Raw genomic sequence first — 14,604 nt, forward strand, 5'->3', positions numbered from 1 at the left:
TCTCTATCCAAACTTGAAGAACTTGAAATGAAAAAAACGCTAATTGCTCTGGCTGCACTGAACCTCGTGGGTGTCGCCTCAGCTCAGTCGTCCGTCACCTTGTTCGGCACTCTGGACGCTGCCGTCAGCTACTACCGCAACGAAAGCACTTCCGGCGTGACAACCAGCCAGTGGGCGCTGTCGAACTCGGGCCTCGGTTCGAGCCGTCTGGGCTTTCGTGGCACGGAAGACCTCGGTGGCGGCCTGGCCGCCAGTTATTGGCTCGAGTCGCAACTGAACAACGACGATGGCCGCGCCGGATCGGCGGTCCAGTTCTTCAACCGTCGTTCGACGGTGAGCCTGTCGGGAATCCTCGGTGAAGTCCGCCTCGGCCGTGACTACACGCCGACTGTATGGAACGACGTGGTCTTCGATCCGTTCTACACCATCGGGTCGGGAGGCAACCTGCTCTTGATGGCCAACACCCCGTTCAACAACAACGGCATCGCCGGCAGTGGCGGCAACAACTACATTCGCGCCAGCAACAGCGTCGGCTACTTTTTGCCCCCGGGTCTCGGTGGTTTCTATGGCCAGCTGATGTACTCCTTCCCCGAAGCCACCAAGTTCGATCCTGGCGCCCTGACGCCAAACACACCGAACACTCAGCGCGCTGGCCGCTACGCCGGCGGCCGCTTCGGGTACACCAGCGGCCCGCTGGACGTTGCTGCTTCTTACAGCCAGAACACCATCGGCGACAACTTCTTCGTCGGCACCACCACCTCGGTGGACAACTTCAACCTCGGCGCTTCGTACGACTTCGGCGTCGTGAAGCTCTCCGCTGAATACACGGACTCCAAGGCCCACGTCGATTACAAGGTCACTCCGACAGACCCCGTGCATGACATCGATCTGAAGGGCTATCTGATTGGTGCGACCGTGCCCGTGGGTCCTGGCCTGATTCGCGCGACTTACGCCCAGGTCAAATACGACTTCAACCGCGTCGGCGTCAGCAACCCGTCCGCCTACAAATGGGCCCTCGGCTACGTGTACAACCTGTCGAAGCGTACGGCCTTGTATGCGACGGTGGGCTATGTGCACGACAAGGATGGCGGTGCCATGACTGTGTGGGGCCTGTTCAGCACCCAGCCAAAGAGCTCGACCGGCTACGATTTCGGTATCCGGCACAACTTCTGATTCGAAGCAGCCAGTTGGCGACGGATCCTCCAAGCGCCATCAGGCGCTTTCATGCGGCTTTGCATCGAGCTTCAATTCGCGTAGCCAACGCCACAGCGTCGAGCGACTGACGCCGAGATGCCGAGCAGCACGCTGGCGATTGCCTTCGCAAATGCGAATGGCCTCCTGAACGCGTTCGCGCAGTGGCTGTGTCGCAGGCGGATGCTTCTCGAACAGTTCGGGACAGTCGAGCCGCAGTTCGTCATAGGGAATGTCTTCGAGTCGCTCGAACTGCAGCAGGAAGACGGCGACTCTTTCGCAGATGTTCTCCAGCTCTCGCACATTGCCCGGCCAGTCGCACGCGACGAAGCGGGGCAGCAGCGGTGCGAGCGCGCCCACGGCGTCCATGCGAGAGCCCAGTCGATGGAGGCAACGCTCCACGCGGGCCTGCGCAAGCTCGGCGATGTCGTCACCACGCTCTCGCAGGGGCGGAATGCTCAGGCGCAGGGTATTGATGCGGTAGTAGAGGTCTTGCCGAAATCGCCGCGCTGCGATCATCTCCTCCAGTGGCTGATGCGTGGCGGCGATCACGCGCACATCCACGGGAACGGGGGCCGTCGCACCAAGGCGGGTGATCTCCTGCTCCTGCAGCACGCGCAGGAGCCGGGTCTGCAGCGACAGCGGCATGTCGCCGATTTCGTCCAGGAACAAGGTGCCCGTGTGGGCTGTCTCGAAGAGTCCGCGCTTGCCGCCGCGGCGCGATCCGGTGAACGCACCTTCCTCATAGCCAAACAGTTCGCTCTCCAGCAGCGTTTCCGGAAAGGCGGCGCAATTGACCGCGACAAAAGGCCGGTCGGCGCGTGCGCTTTCGTTGTGCATCGCCTGGGCGAAGAGCTCCTTGCCGACACCGCTCTCGCCAACGATCAGCACGCCCAGATCGGTCTTTGCGAAGCGGCGCGCCGTGGCGACGGCGCGAACGAAGACGGGGCTTTGACCGACCAGGCTTGCGAAGCCGTACTTCGCGGCATTCTGATGGCGACGCTGCTGAATCCGCAGGCTGGTATCGGCCTCGTGGATGGTTCGCGCGTCGTACAGCGTGATGGCCGCGCCCACGATTTCGCCATGCTCGCGAATGGGGGTGCGGTTGACGATCCAGTCGCGGCGGGCATAGCGCTGCACCGCGGCACGCGCTTCGGTGCCCGTATCCAAAGTGGCTTGGAGGGACAGTTCGGGCTCCAGGAGGTCCAGGCGCTGGCCCAGCAAGGGGCGATGCGGCGTGCCCAGCAGCTGCTGCATGGGCGGATTGACCGCGATGATGCAGTTGTCCCGGTTGACGGCGAGCACGGCCTCCTGCAGGTTGTGCAGCACGCTGTTGAGCTGCTCGTAGCGACCTGCCTCGAGCTGGGCCACCCGCGCCAGCTCGACGGCATCCTCGAATCCTTTGCGGATGCTGGCCAGCGAATAGGCCAGGAAGCCATGCAACCCGGCCTCTTCGGCCAGTTCGACCACCAGACTCGAGCCCACGATGACGTCGAATCCGTCGCGGCGCAACTGCTCGAATTGCTCGCGGGCGTCCTCCGGTGTCTGGTAGGCGTGCTGCTGGATCTCGAGGTTGAGAAGATCCTTGATTGCGTCCAGCTCAGGGATGATCTGGCCGTACGTCACCACGCCGACGCGGCTCGAGATGCGGCGCGCCTTGATCAGCGCCTGCAACAGATCGAAGCCGTCAAGCTGGATCGTTGCCACCGGCGCCTCCAGTCCCGCCCGCAGGATGCTGGCGTTGGAGCCGGCGCTGACGAACGCGTCGACCGTGCCGCGCTCGACGCGATCTCGCGCGATCGCCAACGCGCCGTCAAAGGTGCCGTCCACCACTTCGATGTCCGCGCGCCCGACGTATTCCATGACCACGGGCATGGCGAGTTCACGGATCTGCCGGTAGCCAAGAAAGCACAGCCGGGGCAGGCGCGTTCGATGAAGGGGTTTGGCGGCCATGGGATTCGGTGTCTCAATGAAACGTTCAAGCGTTTCACTAATGTCGCATGAAACCTTCAATCAAAGCGTCACTTTCAACAAGTCTTTGAAAATCAACACGTTACGGGCTCATCAGCGGTTGGCATGCCTCATGCAACACGAAGAGGGACTGCGCTCTTTGGAAACATCGCCTTGGCACTCGAACACATCACCATCCTCGACCTGACCCACATGCTCTCGGGCCCCTACGGCACCATGCTCCTGGCAGACCTGGGAGCGCGCACCATCAAGGTCGAGCCACCCGGCGCCGGCGAGGGCACGCGGCGATTGCTGGAAAAGGACCCCGACTACGCCCGCGACGGCATGGGCGCCTATTACCTGACGCTCAACCGCAACAAGGAAAGCGTGTGCGTCGACCTCAAGAGCGAGGCTGGCAAGGCGGTGTTTCTCGACCTCGTGCGGCAGGCCGACGTGGTGTTCGACAACTTCAGCGTCGGCGTGACGGCAAGGCTGGGCATCGATCACGCGTCGCTGGCGCAGGTGAACCCGCGAATCGTCACCTGCTCGGTCACCGGCTTCGGCCAGACCGGCCCCGAAACCAACCGCCCGGCCTTCGACCAGGTGGTGCAGGCCATGGGCGGTGGCATGTCGATCACCGGCACCCCCGAGACCGGCCCCACGCGCAGTGGCATCCCGATCGGCGACCTCGGCGGCGGCATGTTCGGGGCCATGGGCGTGCTGGCGGCGCTGGCCGAGCGCGAGCACACCGGCCGCGGCCAGCATGTGGACATCTCGATGCTGGATGTACAGATCTCCCTGCTCAACTACATGGCGACCATGCATTTGATGTCCGGCCATCTGCCCGCCGGCATCGGCAACGGGCATTTCGTGCATGTGCCCTACAACAGCTATCCGACGGCCGACGGACACATCATCATCGCGTGCATCGGCGATCCGTTCTTCGAACGCTTCGTCGACTTCATCGACCTGCCGGCCCTGCGCAAGCCCGAGTACCTGCAGCAGCCTGCGCGCTACGCGGCAAAGGCAGAGATCGATGCGCTGGTCCGCGCCGAACTCCAGAAGCGATCGACCGCCTGTTGGCTCGAGCGCCTGCATGCCGCTCGCATTCCCTGCGGCCCGGTCAACAGCTTCGAGCAGGCTCTCAACGACGTGCAGGTGCGTGCGCGCGACATGGTGGTCGAGGTGCCGCTCAAGACCGGCGAGACCCTGCGCATGCCGGGCAATCCCATCAAACTCTCCGCCGCGTCCGCGAAGCCCTTTTCCTGCCCGCCCGCGCTGGGCGAGCACACGCAAGGCGTGCTGTCCGAACTCGCCGGCTACTCGGCGGAACAACTCGATCGCCTGCGGCGCGACGGCGCGATCGCCTGAGGGGCCGCGCGATGGAAAGAATCCACATCACGGACGTCGCCCCGCGAGACGGGTTGCAGAACCAGCAGCTGCACCTCTCCACGGAATCCAAGCTGGAGTTGATCCGCCTGCTGGCAGCCGCTGGCGTGCAGAGCGTGGAGGCCACGAGCTTCGTGTCGCCCAAGGCGGTGCCGCAGATGGCCGATGCCAGCGAACTGGTTTGCCGGTTGAATGAAGCGCTGCCGCAGTTGCGCAGCTCGGTGCTGGTGCCAAACCTGAAAGGCCTGGAACGCGCGCATGCGGCCGGGGCACAGGAGATCGCCGTGGTGCTCTCGGCCACGGAGACCATGAACCGCAGGAACATCCATATGGGGCTGCAGGAAGCCACCGAGGTCAGCGCGCGGACCCTCGCAGAGGCCCAGCGTCTCGGCTTGCGCACACGCGCCTACGTGGCGGTGGCCTTCGACTGCCCCTTCGAGGGCGAGACCCCCCTGTCGGAGGTGACGCGACTCGCTGCGTGCATGCACGCCGCAGGTGCCGGCGAAATCGTGATCGCCGACACCATCGGGTCCGCCGCGCCGGGACAGGTGAAGGAGCGCCTGCGTGCGCTGCGAGACGTGGTGCCGGTGGAGCAGCTCGCCGTCCATTTCCACGACACGCGCGGCATGGGCGTCGCCAACGCCTGGGCCGCGCTCGAATCGGGAGTGCGCCGCTTCGATGCCAGCGTTGGCGGCATCGGCGGTTGCCCCTTCGCGCCCGGCGCCGCCGGCAACGTCGCCACCGAGGACTTGGTGCTCATGGCGCAGCGCAGCGGCTTTGCGACAGGCATCGCCACGGACGGGCTCCTGGATGCCGTGCGTTACGCCGAGGCGCAACTGCAGCGCCCGCTGGGCGGGCGCTCCATTCGCTGGCTGCGCCAGCGACGGGAAGTTCAACCACAACGCCGACCTTGACCGGCACAACACGCGGAGACACGAACATGTCACTCAATACCCCCACGCCCACGTCTCGTCTCGGCGTACCCATCCAAGGCGTGCACCACTTCGCATACTTCTGCCGAGATGCCGAAGAAACCCGCCACTTCTACGAAGACATTCTGGGTTGCCCGCTGGTGCACGTGATCCGAGTCGAAAACCTGCGCGGCAGCGGCGCGCGCTGCCCTTACAGCCATTTCTTCTTCCAGATGACGGACGGCTCGTTCCTCGCCTTCTTCGATCTGCTCGAGGCGCCCGACGATCCGGCGCTGGTGACACCTCAGCCATGGACCAACCATCTCGCGCTTCGCGTGGATTCGCTGGCGGAACTGCAGACGGCAAAAACCAATCTCCAGGCCGCCGGCGTGGCAGTGATGGGGCCGATCGATCACGAATTTGTCGAATCCATCTACTTCATGGACCCCAATGGCCTTCGCCTCGAGCTGACGACTGCGACGGAAACAGAGGAATTCGCCCGTCGCGAACGCGAGTCCGCGCATTCGAATCACGCCAACTGGATCCGAGAAAAAAGCGACTGGCGTGCCCGAAACCCGGTGGCTGCGACCAATTGAAGGTGGCGCCGACTGCAAGGCTGCTCTTTGCCCTCAAGGACCTCACACCATGGACCAAGCTACCACCACTTCCCCGGCCGCTCCGAAGGCGCCTCACGATGGCGCCGCAACGAAGCCCGACGGCCAGGCCCGCCATGCGTTCGATCGCATCCCGGTGATCCTGCGCTTCAAGGAGTCGATCGTCATGGCGGAGACCTATGGCTTCAGCGGCACCCAGGGCGAGGTGATCCTGCAAAGTCAGCTGATGATTCCGCGCGGCGTCAAATCCAAGGTGCTGTACGTCTTCATGCACCCCGCTGCCACCTGCGAGATGCTGCAGATGCCCATCGCCATGGCCGAGGCCGGCATGCACGTGTTGTGCGCCGGCAGCCGCTACCCGAAGAACGACTCTGCGCTGATCATGGAGAAGGTCGCCTTCGACATGGGCGTGCACGTTCGCGAAGCACGCGAGGTCTGGGGCTACGAGAAAGTGATCCTGGTCGGCTGGTCCGGCGGCGGTTCACTGTCGCTTTTTTACCAGGCGCAGGCCGAGTCTCCCACGGTCACCCACACACCTGCCGGCGACCTCTACGACCTGACAAGCGCCCGGTTGCCGCCCGCCGACGGTGTGATCTTCATCGCAGCTCACCTGAGTCGGGCCGAGACGCTCACGGGATGGCTGGACCCCTCGATCACCGACGAACTGGACCCGGACCATCGCCTGCTGGAGATGGACATCTACGATCCGCAATGCCCGCACCAGCCGTCTTACGACAGCGAGTTCGTGGCCCGCTTTCGCCAGGCCCAGATCGACCGCAATCGGCGCATCAGCCATTGGGTGTTGGAGACGCTGGAGCGCCTCAACCGAGGCGGCGTGGAGAAGGAGCGTGGCTTCGTGGTGCACCGGACCATGTGCGACGTGCGCTGGCTCGACCCCAAGGTCGATCCCAACGGGCGTCGAGCCAACTGGTGTTACCTGGGCGATCCGCGGGTGGTCAACAACGGACCGGCGGGGATTGCACGCTTCTCGACTTTGCGCAGTTGGCTGTCGCAATGGTCCTTCGACCATTCCAACATCAAAGGCGCGGTCAACGCGGCGCGCATCCACCGCACGCCGGTGCTCCAGATCGAGAACCAGGCCGACGACGCTGTCCCGGCCACCCACAACCCCATCATCCGAAGTGCGCTCGCGACACCCGACAAGGAGTTCGTCCAGATCCAGGGTGCTACCCACTACTACCTGGGACAGCCGGAGTTGATGCAGGAGTGCCTAGGTCACGTCAAGCGATGGGCAACCCGTCATTGCTTCACTGACTGAACGACGTCGCCCTGGACGGTCCGACCACCATCGGCGTCAGGGCACCGTCCATCGTGATGAGCGCCTCGGGTGCGGACATCGGCACCCCTCACTGCGCCGCGGGTCCCAGCGTCAGGAACGCGATGCCGAAGGCCAGAAGGAAGACGAAGAGCGCGAGCTTGCAGGCGATGCCGAAGGCGCGCAGGCGGCCGATGCCCAGGCGGGTGCGAAACCATTCCGCCTCGACGCCGAGGTACCAGGCGAGCGCGCCGATCGCCAGCACGGCGGCCGGGAGCTGAAAGCCGAGCCGGCCGGACACCGACGCCATCGAGAGCGTCACCACGAAAGGCGAAGCGAAGAAACACTGCAGGAAGAACGGCTGCCGCAGCGTCTGCCGATCGATCTCCCGCCGCTGCCGCCGAAGCAGGCCGCACGCCATCTGCAGCGCAAACAGGCTGAAGGTGAGCGCGCGAAAGATCAGCAGGCTGGTGTCGGAAGACGGCAGCTCCTTCGATATCCCCGAAGTGAACGGCGCCAGGCTCGCGTACAGGCTGATCTCGAGCGCGTGCGCCAGCAGGATCGACAGCACCAGGAACAGCGGCGGACTCACGAGGTCGTCGAACGGGTCCTCGGCCTTCTCGCTCATCTCGGTCTCCACCCGCGCCGCCAGCCCCAGCGGATGGCGCAGCACGCGCCACAGCGTGCGGGGATAGAAGACCAGCCATGCCATCGCCTCGTACAGCAGCGCTTCGAGTGACCGGATGAACTTGAGGAATTCCATGGTGGCGGGCGGTCATCATGGCGGATTCCGCCGGCCTTGGGAACGCCGCCACCGGGGCGCCCCGGKGGCGCGCGCGCCCGAACTGGCGCAGCATCCGGGCTCGGGACTCGCGATGACCACGACCTGTACCGGCTGCGGCGCCGAAGTGCCGCCCTCCTCGTCCTTCTGCCCGCACTGCGGGCAGCGGCTGGCGGATCCTCGCCCGGCGGAGCCCGAACCGGTGGCCGATCGCCGCCAGGTCACCGTGCTGTTCGCCGACCTGACGGGCTTCACCTCGCTGGCCGAGCAACTCGACCCCGAGACCGTGCGCAGCTTCCAGAACGCCTTGTTCGAGACCCTGGCGCAGGCCATCGCACACTGCGACGGCTTCGTCGAGAAATTCGTCGGCGACGCCGTGATGGCGGTGTTCGGCGCCCCGCGCGCGCACGAGGACGACCCCCTGCGCGCCCTCGAGGCCGCGCAGGACATGATGCAGCGCGTGGAGCGGCTGAGCCTGCAGTGGGCCGCGCGCCTCGGCCGCCCGGTGACGCTGCACATCGGCGTCCACACCGGGGCGGTGGTTGCCGGCAGCCTCGGCAGCGGCGCCGGTGGGGCCTATGCGGTCACCGGCGACACGGTGAACACCGCCTCGCGGCTGCTCACCGCCGCGTTGCCAGGCACGGTGCTGGTGTCGGAAGCGACCCACGCGATGGTGCGGCACCGCTTCGACTTCGAGCCGGCCGCCGAACTGGCGCTGCGCGGCAAGGCGCGGCCGATGCGGGTCCATTGCCTGCGCGGCCTGCGCACCGATGCGGTTTCCGCGCGCGGCCTCGCCGAACTCGGGCTGGTGGCGCCGCTGGTCGGGCGCGGTGAAGACATCGATCGCCTGGTGGCCGCGTTCGACCGCATGCAGGGCGGCCGGGCCCAGTTCGTCAGCATCGTCGGCGAAGCCGGCGCCGGCAAGTCGCGCCTGCTGGCCGAGCTGTTCCAGCGGCTCGAAAGCGACGCCCGGCTGGCGGCGACGGGCGTGCGCCGCACCACCTGCTCGTCGCACGGCGAGCCGACCTACGGCACCTTCGGCGCGCTGTTCCGCGAGGTCTACCGGGTCGACGCCGCCGACTCGCTGGAAGTCGCCCGACGCAAGCTGAACGAGGGCCTGAAGGCCCTCGGCGCCGACACCGACGAGGTCGATGCGGTCGAACAGGTGGTGGGCCACCTGCTCGGGATCGAGGACCCGGGGCCGCGCGACATCGACCCCGAGCAGCTGCAGCGCCAGATCACGCTGGCGGCCCGCGCGCTGCTCGAGCGAAGGCTGGCCCGGCAGCCGGTCATGATCGTGATCGACGACATGCAATGGGCCGATGCGGCGTCGATGGACCTGCTGCGCGAGGTGATCGACCAGCTGGCCGACCGGCCGCTGATGCTGCTGGCCGCGCAGCGCCCCGACGCCCGTGCGTTGCGCCCGCTGCGGGCCGAGCATTCGATCGTCGAGCTGGGCCCCTTGAACGATGAAGACGCCGGCGCGCTGGTGAGCCACCTGCTGGGCGCCGCGGCCGACGACGGCCTGGCGCCCGTACGCGAACTGGTGGCAGCGCGCGCCGGCGGCAACCCCCTGTTCGTCGAGGAGATCGTCCGCAGCCTGGCCGGCTGCGGCCTGCTGGTGCGCCAGGGCGAGCGCTGGGTCTGCGAGGCCACGCACGAGGCGGTGGATGTCCCGTCGACGCTGTACGGCCTGCTGCTGTCGCGCATCGACCGGCTGGACGCGCAGGACCGCCGGATGCTGCAGGAGGCGGCCGTGCTGGGCGCCGAGTTCGATGCCGGGCTGCTGCAGCGCATCGCGAGCGACCCGCCGTCGACCGAAGCAGCGCTGGGCCGGCTGGCGGCGGCCGATCTGATCCGGGCCGGGGCGGCGAGCGGACCCCGCTGGCGCTTCACGCACGCGCTGCTGCACGAGGTCGCCTATCAGAACCTGCTGCTGGCGCGGCGCACCGCGCTGCACCAGCGGGCGGGCCAGGCCCTGGAAGCGACGTTTCTTGCGGATCGGGAGCCGAGTGCCGATGGCGAGGCCCGCAGCCCGCGCCGCCTGGCCGAACTCGAGGCTCTCGGCCACCACTGGAGCCTGTCGCCGGACAAGGCGCGCGGCGCCCACTACCTGCTGGCCGCCGGCGACCGCGCGCGCGCCGTCTATGCCAACGACGACGCCATTCGCCATTACGAGCGCGCGCTGCGCACGCTGGCCGAGGCCCCGGCGGACACGCCGGCCGCCGTGTCCGCGATCGAGGCCGCGACGCTCGACGCGCGCGAGCGCCTGGCCGACCTGTTCGGGCTCCAGGGCCGGCGCGCCGAGGCGCTGGCGCAGTACGACCTCGTCCAGCGCGGCGCCGAACAGCAGCACGACCCGGTGCGGGCCGCGCGCGCGCTGCGCAAGATCGGCGGGCTGCACTGGGAAGCCGGCGAGCGCGAGCGCGCCGGCGCCTGCTTCAGTGCCGGCCTGGAAGGCCTGGGCCCGGACGGCGATCCGATCGAGCGCGCCCATCTGTTCCAGGAAATGGGCCGGCTCGCCTTCCGCGCCGGCGACAGCCCCACCGCCCTGACGCTGGCGCAGCGCGCACTGGCCGAACTGCCCCCCGACGCGCTCGGGCGCGAGCGCGAGGCCACCGTGGTGCGCGCCGAGGCCTGCAACACGCTCGGCGTCGCGCTGGCGCGGCTAGGCCGGCCTGCCGAGGCGGTGGCGCAGATCGAGAGCAGCGTCGCCCAGGCCGAGGCCCATCAACTGCTGCAGGCGGCCTGCCGGGGCTACACCAACCTCGGGGTGCTGTATGCGTCGCTCGATCCGCAGCGCAGCATCGAGACCTGCCTGCGCGGACTCGAGACCGCGCGCAAGGTCGGCGATCTCGGCTTCCAGTCGCGGCTCTATGCCAATCTCGCGGTCGCCTATTGCGCGCTGACCAACCGCTGCGAAGCCGAAGGCATCGAGGCCGCGCGCGCCGCCGCCAGCCTCGACCGCCGGCTCGGCCTGCTCGATCACCTGGCGGTGCCGCTGATCGTGCTGGGCCAGATCTATCAATGCCACGGCGACCATGCGCGCGCCTTCCTGTCCTACAACGAGGCGTTGCAATTGGCCGAGCAGATCGACGAGCCCCAGCTTCTCTTTCCCTGCTACGATGGTTTGGCGACGCTGTACCTCGACACCGGCCGCATGGCGCAGGCCGAGACCTATCTGGCCAAGGCACAGGCCGTTTGCGAGCGCGCCGGCCTCGAACCCGACGCCCTGATGGTGCTTCCGTTTCTCTGCTGAACCTGCCGGAAGGAGCTTCGACATGACCTCCCAGATGGAATCCCCCGTGGCACCGGGCGAAACAGCCCCGGACTTCGCGCTGCCTGCGGTGGCCGGCCCCGAAACCATATCGCTCGCCGACTACCGCGGACGCAGCCCCGTGTTCCTCGCGCTCATGCTCGGCCTGTGGTGCCCGTTCTGCCGCCGGCAACTGGTGCAGCTCGGCAAGTTCGAGGTCAAGCTGAAGGCGCTGGGGGTCGAGAGCCTGGTGGTGGTGGCCACCGATCCCGAGAACGCGCGGCTCTATTTCAAGTTCCGGCCGACGCCGCTGCGGCTGGCGTCCGACCCCGCCCTGTCGACGCACCGCGCCTACCGCGTGCCCAAGCCCGAGCCGACGCCCGCCTTGATCCAGGCCCTGGAGGAGATTCGCGTCAATCCGACCGGCGACCTGCCCGAACCGCTGCCGATCTCGCAAGCCGCCAAGGCGCTGACCGAACTCGACGGCTATGCCTGCACGCCGACCGACCTGGCCGACGTCGACCGCCAATGGCCGCAGCTCAAGGCGATGTTCATGATCGACCGCGAAGGCATCGTGCGCTGGCACGACATCGAATGCGCCAGCGAAGGGCTGGCCGGCATCGGCAAGCTGCCGTCCGAAGAAATGATCCTCGGCGCGGCCCGCGCCTGCGTCTGAACTGGCCCGGCGCCGGCCTGAGCGCACTCAAGTGCCGAGGGCGACCGTCTCCGGCGCCCCCGGTGCCCGCGGTGTGTTTGCCGCCATCAGGGATTCCAGTCGCTTGCGGTCGGCGATCAGCCGCGACGTGACCAGGGTCACGACCTGGAATCCGAAGGCCGGATTCTGGAAATACAGCTGCTTGAAGGTGTTTTCGTCGATCCTCAGGACGGTGCAGTCGGTGACACAGCGCGCGGTCAGCGAGCGGCGCTTGTCGGGCGCGAAGAAGGCGATCTCCCCGAACAGGCGCCCGGCCTCCATGAGCTCGCCGATCTCGACGAATTCGATCTGTCCCGAGGCGAGGAAATACAGGTGCCTGGCGGCGTCCCCCTTGCGGAACAGCACGCGGGAGGCCTTCATGCGCCGGCTGCGCATGTAGGGCCGCAGCCAGACCCCGGACAGGTCGCCCTCCGCCGCCGCGGCGGTCACGCGGCGCGTGAGACGCACCATCTCCGCGGTGCGCCAGATGTTGATCGGCAGCAGCGCCCCGTGCAGCAGCATCATGATCAGCGAGGGATGCAGCGCCCCGTAGACCAGGAAGCCGAGGTTGCCGCCCACCGCGAGACAGCGCAGCGGGATCATGGTCTTCACGAACGAGCTGACCACCACCAGCGCGCCGGCCACCGCCGCCGAGCACACGGCGACGACGCCGGCCGGCGTGGAGATCGATGACGCCAGATTCGCCATCGCGGTGTCCCACAGTACGTGCATTGACATGCGTGCTCCTTGTCCGGTCGATTCGTCGCGCCTTGCATTGTGCGACGAGGCAAGGAATTCTCAACGCGGCAGTTCGCGTCCGACCATGTAGAGGCCCAGCAGCGCCAGTCCGATGAAGAAGCAGCGCTTGAACACGGCCACGGGAAGCCGCAGCCGCAACCGCTGGCCCAGCGCCATGCCCGCCAGCGCGGGCACCAGCATCGCCAGCGAGGCGCCGGCCCATGGCGCCGAATAGCCGCCCTGCCCCGCCAGCGCGAAGCCGAGCGCGAAGGTCGAACTCGTGAACGACAGCCCCATCGCCTGGATCAACTCGTCGCGCGACAGCCTCAGCGCCTGCAGGTAGACCACGGCGGGCAGCACGAACACGCCCGTCAATGCGGTGATCGCGCCGGTGAGCGCGCCCGCGAGGGGCCCCAGCCACGCTTCGTGGCGCGCAGGCAGATCGAGCGGGCGCCCCAGCAGCCCCCAGGCCGCATAGCCGGCCAGCGCCAGCCCGAGGGCCAGCATCGCCCCTGATCCGGCCGGGGCGCCGAAGCACCAGGCGCCGAGCAGCGTGCCCGCGACGATGCCGAGCTGCATGCCGCCGAGCCGGCGCAGCATGCCCAGCACGCTCGCCCACGGCCGCAGCTGCCAGAGATTGGTCACGAGGGACGGCGCGATCAACAGCGCGGCGGCCGCCGCCGGCGGCATCCACACGGCCAGCAGCGCCATCGACAGCGTCGGCAGGCCGAGCCCGATGACGCCCTTGACGACGCCCGCGAGCACGAAGACGGCCGCCATCAGCGCCCACAGGGAGAGATCGAATTCCAGCATCGGGCCAGTTTCGCGGCCCTCGCGCTGTTTGAAAATGCGGAACCTGCACACCCTGCCTCAGGCACAGACTGAGGGCTACCGTGGTACCTTGCCAGCATGCGATTCGACCTCACCGACCTGCGGCTGTTCGTGAACATCGTCGAGGCCGGCAGCATCACCGGCGGTGCCGCGCGGACGCACATGACGCTGGCCTCCGCCAGCCAGCGCGTGCTCGGCATGGAGACCGACCTCGGCACGCCGTTGCTTCTGCGTTCCAGGCAGGGCGTGCAGCCGACCGAAGCCGGACGCACGCTGGTCCACCACGCGCGGCTGGTGCTGCAGCAGATGGAGCGCCTGCGCGGCGATCTCGGCGACTATGGCGCCGGCCTGCAGGGCCACGTCCGCCTGCTGTGCAACACCTCGGCGATGACCGAGCACCTGCCCGAGGCGCTGGGCCGCTTTCTGGCGCAGCATCCCCGCGTATCGGTCGACCTCGAAGAACAGGCCAGCACCGACATCGTCGACGCGGTGCGCGCCGGGCTTTGCGACATCGGCATCGTCTCCGACGTGGTCGACGTCGAGGGCCTGCAGCACTTCGTGTTCCGGCGCGACGACCTGGTGCTGGTGGTGCCGCGCGGCCATGCGCTGGCGCGCCGCCGGCGCGTGGCACTGGCAGAGGTGGTCGATGACCGGTTCATCGGCCTGGCGGAGGGCAGTCCGCTCCAGGCGCACGTGGCGCTGCACGCCCGGCGGCTGGGCAAGCGGCTGGCCTACCGGGTGCGGGTGCGCAGCTTCGAGGCGGTCTGCCGGATGGTCGCGCAGGGCATCGGCGTCGGCATCGTGCCGAAGGCCGCGGCGGACCGCTCCCCGTCCCTCAGGGAGATCCGAGCCATCCCGATCGCCGAGGCCTGGGCCGCGCGGCACCTGCTGGCCTGCGTGCGCGACCCCGATGCGCTGCCGCTCAACGCGCAGCGCATGCTGCACGCGCTGCTGGCGCCGGCGGCACAATAGC

The 14,604-nt window shown here is 67.7% G+C and carries 12 protein-coding genes; 8 read left to right on the plus strand and 4 right to left on the minus strand.

The genetic code is table 11. The features are described from left to right. The first annotated feature begins 27 nt into the window (after positions 1-27). Entirely contained in the window at positions 28-1,173 is a 1,146-nt protein-coding gene (locus AC1DYK_RS12655) for a porin (protein WP_478166701.1), read from the plus strand. Positions 1,174-1,212: 39 nt separating this feature from the next. Here AC1DYK_RS12655 and prpR read toward each other — a convergent pair whose 3' ends face one another. Then, complete coding sequence (prpR, locus tag AC1DYK_RS12660; RefSeq protein WP_478166624.1) at positions 1,213-3,144, minus strand: propionate catabolism operon regulatory protein PrpR; 1,932 nt, start codon at positions 3,142-3,144, stop codon at positions 1,213-1,215. A 171-nt stretch (positions 3,145-3,315) separates the two neighbouring features. Here prpR and AC1DYK_RS12665 point away from each other — a divergent pair, with 171 nt between their 5' ends. Genes AC1DYK_RS12665 through AC1DYK_RS12680 form a run of 4 tightly spaced genes read left to right on the plus strand, consistent with a single transcriptional unit; the run spans position 3,316 to position 7,334 of the window. Beyond that, complete coding sequence (locus AC1DYK_RS12665) at positions 3,316-4,512, plus strand: CaiB/BaiF CoA transferase family protein (protein ID WP_478166625.1); 1,197 nt, start codon at positions 3,316-3,318, stop codon at positions 4,510-4,512. A gap of 11 nt (positions 4,513-4,523) precedes the next feature. Further along, positions 4,524-5,444 carry a hydroxymethylglutaryl-CoA lyase gene (locus AC1DYK_RS12670; RefSeq protein WP_478166626.1) on the plus strand — a complete coding sequence of 307 codons (921 nt, stop codon included), beginning with the start codon at positions 4,524-4,526 and terminating at the stop codon, positions 5,442-5,444. A 26-nt stretch (positions 5,445-5,470) separates the two neighbouring features. Then, positions 5,471-6,037, plus strand: a complete 567-nt coding sequence (locus AC1DYK_RS12675) for a VOC family protein (protein WP_478166627.1) — start codon at positions 5,471-5,473, stop codon at positions 6,035-6,037. A gap of 49 nt (positions 6,038-6,086) precedes the next feature. Beyond that, the gene (locus tag AC1DYK_RS12680) at positions 6,087-7,334 is read left to right on the plus strand and encodes an alpha/beta hydrolase (RefSeq protein WP_478166628.1); all 1,248 of its coding nucleotides are present in this window, start codon (positions 6,087-6,089) and stop codon (positions 7,332-7,334) included. 88 nt (positions 7,335-7,422) lie between these two features. On the opposite strand, the gene AC1DYK_RS12685 is transcribed toward AC1DYK_RS12680, so the two are convergent. Next, positions 7,423-8,094 (minus strand): hypothetical protein, encoded by a 672-nt coding sequence (locus AC1DYK_RS12685; RefSeq protein ID WP_478166629.1) that lies wholly within the window; start codon positions 8,092-8,094, stop codon positions 7,423-7,425. Between the two features lie 112 nt (positions 8,095-8,206). Here AC1DYK_RS12685 and AC1DYK_RS12690 point away from each other — a divergent pair, with 112 nt between their 5' ends. Together AC1DYK_RS12690 and AC1DYK_RS12695 are read left to right on the plus strand one after the other, a co-directional pair. Beyond that, positions 8,207-11,371, plus strand: a complete 3,165-nt coding sequence (locus AC1DYK_RS12690; RefSeq protein WP_478166630.1) for an adenylate/guanylate cyclase domain-containing protein — start codon at positions 8,207-8,209, stop codon at positions 11,369-11,371. 22 nt (positions 11,372-11,393) lie between these two features. Beyond that, on the plus strand, positions 11,394-12,044 hold the full coding sequence (locus tag AC1DYK_RS12695; RefSeq protein ID WP_478166631.1) for a peroxiredoxin family protein: 651 nt from the start codon (positions 11,394-11,396) through the stop codon (positions 12,042-12,044). Between the two features lie 27 nt (positions 12,045-12,071). Here AC1DYK_RS12695 and AC1DYK_RS12700 read toward each other — a convergent pair whose 3' ends face one another. Both AC1DYK_RS12700 and AC1DYK_RS12705 read right to left on the minus strand, forming a co-directional pair. Further along, on the minus strand, positions 12,072-12,800 hold the full coding sequence (locus AC1DYK_RS12700) for a Crp/Fnr family transcriptional regulator (RefSeq protein WP_478166632.1): 729 nt from the start codon (positions 12,798-12,800) through the stop codon (positions 12,072-12,074). A 60-nt stretch (positions 12,801-12,860) separates the two neighbouring features. Beyond that, entirely contained in the window at positions 12,861-13,613 is a 753-nt protein-coding gene (locus AC1DYK_RS12705) for a sulfite exporter TauE/SafE family protein (RefSeq protein WP_478166633.1), read from the minus strand. Positions 13,614-13,709: 96 nt separating this feature from the next. Between AC1DYK_RS12705 and AC1DYK_RS12710 the strand changes: the two genes are divergently transcribed. Next, positions 13,710-14,603, plus strand: a complete 894-nt coding sequence (locus tag AC1DYK_RS12710) for a LysR substrate-binding domain-containing protein (RefSeq protein ID WP_478166634.1) — start codon at positions 13,710-13,712, stop codon at positions 14,601-14,603. The last annotated feature ends 1 nt before the right edge of the window (position 14,604 follow it).

This window comes from Variovorax sp. P2_H12, from assembly GCF_056403395.1.

Coding starts and splice junctions, on each gene's coding strand:
- AC1DYK_RS12700 (WP_478166632.1), bottom strand. CDS start 12,800: ATGTCAATGCACGTACTGTGGGACACCGCGATGGCGAATCTGGCGTCA.
- AC1DYK_RS12685 (WP_478166629.1), bottom strand. CDS start 8,094: ATGGAATTCCTCAAGTTCATCCGGTCACTCGAAGCGCTGCTGTACGAG.
- AC1DYK_RS12710 (WP_478166634.1), top strand. CDS start 13,710: ATGCGATTCGACCTCACCGACCTGCGGCTGTTCGTGAACATCGTCGAG.
- AC1DYK_RS12675 (WP_478166627.1), top strand. CDS start 5,471: ATGTCACTCAATACCCCCACGCCCACGTCTCGTCTCGGCGTACCCATC.
- AC1DYK_RS12655 (WP_478166701.1), top strand. CDS start 28: ATGAAAAAAACGCTAATTGCTCTGGCTGCACTGAACCTCGTGGGTGTC.
- AC1DYK_RS12705 (WP_478166633.1), bottom strand. CDS start 13,613: ATGCTGGAATTCGATCTCTCCCTGTGGGCGCTGATGGCGGCCGTCTTC.
- prpR (WP_478166624.1), bottom strand. CDS start 3,144: ATGGCCGCCAAACCCCTTCATCGAACGCGCCTGCCCCGGCTGTGCTTT.
- AC1DYK_RS12680 (WP_478166628.1), top strand. CDS start 6,087: ATGGACCAAGCTACCACCACTTCCCCGGCCGCTCCGAAGGCGCCTCAC.
- AC1DYK_RS12695 (WP_478166631.1), top strand. CDS start 11,394: ATGACCTCCCAGATGGAATCCCCCGTGGCACCGGGCGAAACAGCCCCG.
- AC1DYK_RS12690 (WP_478166630.1), top strand. CDS start 8,207: ATGACCACGACCTGTACCGGCTGCGGCGCCGAAGTGCCGCCCTCCTCG.
- AC1DYK_RS12670 (WP_478166626.1), top strand. CDS start 4,524: ATGGAAAGAATCCACATCACGGACGTCGCCCCGCGAGACGGGTTGCAG.